This is a genomic window from Alteromonas sp. KUL42, assembly GCF_006538325.1.
GTDB lineage: Bacteria > Pseudomonadota > Gammaproteobacteria > Enterobacterales > Alteromonadaceae > Alteromonas.
Map to the genome: position 1 here is coordinate 1 of NZ_BJKK01000040.1, position 1,588 is coordinate 1,588.

General features: G+C 43.5%; 1 protein-coding gene. It reads left to right on the forward strand.

Features of this window, described 5'->3' with window-relative positions:
- Positions 1-83: 83 nt before the first annotated feature.
- On the forward strand, positions 84-1,133 hold the full coding sequence (locus EYR97_RS21755; RefSeq protein ID WP_131095852.1) for an IS110 family transposase: 1,050 nt from the start codon (positions 84-86) through the stop codon (positions 1,131-1,133).
- Positions 1,134-1,588 lie beyond the last annotated feature (455 nt).

Here is a 1,588-nt window from a genome sequence, read left to right on the forward strand (position 1 = left end):
GGTTTGATATTCATTGAGCCTCCTCCCTATCAGCATAAACAGAGTTTATCCTAATAGGCGACCAAACCGAGGGAGAAAACTCAATGAACTTTTATACTAATACACATCCTTACTATTGTGGAATCGATCTTCATACACGGCTTCTTTACGTCTGCATCATCGATAATGAAAACAATATCTTAGTCCACGAGAAAATCGATGACTCACCTGAGAAATTATTGGCGCTGCTATCACCCTATGTGGGCAATATAGTGGTTGGTGTGGAATGTATGCACTGCTGGTATTGGGTGTCTGACTTCTGTGAACTGCACAATATTGATTTCATTCTCGGTCACGCGCTCTACATGAAAGCCATTTATGCAGGGAAAACCAAAAACGATAAAATTGATGCACTAAAGATTGCCAAGCTTATTCGCGGAGGCAACTTCCCGTTAGCTCACGCCTATTCAAAAGAGCACCGTTCTATTCGTGATGCGCTGCGTCGTCGAACGCACATTATGAGAATGAGTGCACAGCTGAAAGCTCATGTGGCCAGTACAATTAGTCAATATAACCTACCCGCCCTGGAAACCCGGTTAAACCTGCAAAACTCACCCGACCGACAGAAAATGCATCACTTTTTTCCGGATGAAGCTGTGCAGAAAAGTATGGATTTAAACCTCAATATCATCAGTACCATGGTGCATGAGCTTTATAAAATTGAACACTACGTAAAAACCCAGGCGCAAACGCACAACGCTCGTGACCTGCATATTCTTAAGTCGTTTCCGGGTATTGGTAAAATCCTTGCCCTGACCATTTTATACGAGGTTGGCGATATTCAACGCTTTCCCTCTGTTCAGAAATTCGCATCCTACTCTCGGCTAGTAAAATGCAAAGCGGAGTCCGCCGGCAAATCATACGGCACCCAAGGGAATAAAATCGGTAATGCCCATTTGAAATGGGCCTTCAGTGAAGCCGCTGTGTTGTACCTGAAAGGCAATGACAACGCCAAGCGCTACCTGGCTAATCTGCAAAAACGCATGAGCAAAGCTAAAGCCTTATCGGCTTTAGCTCATAAAATCGGGCGATGTATTTACTTTATGCTGAAAAACCAACAGGTGTTTGATGAAGAACGCTTTTTAAACGGGTAAGTCGCACAGTGGCATGAGCTTTAGCGTCTAACTGGTTAAACGACGAGTATCGTCTTATCGCACAATACTCTGCAATCAGCAGTTTCGATAAGTATACCAACAGCTCATAACCTGTTGCGTTTGATTAGACATGCCACTGTTGCGCATTATTCCCTTTTTCAGAATTTGCTTACACCTTCACTGAGCCCGGTACTAACTGGCGTAAAGCAGCCACTTAGCTTTGAATAGGACAGAGGAAGGTTAACCGATGAATGTCTAGTGCCGTTGCCAGTCAGATGGAATTGATAAGTGCAACATTAAGAGCCTCTATATGTGTTTGACGTAGGCAATACGCCTAACATCGACCATGACAGACGAAGTAAACGAGTTCTATAAAGGGCTAAATATTGATCTTGAAATAGTGGTCAAGGGGCTATCTTTTTTCATTGACAGCCCGGAGGCTCATATGTGTTATA

Bases quoted from the DNA above. Each gene is read 5' to 3' on its own strand.
- EYR97_RS21755 (WP_131095852.1), top strand. From the start codon at position 84: ATGAACTTTTATACTAATACACATCCTTACTATTGTGGAATCGATCTT.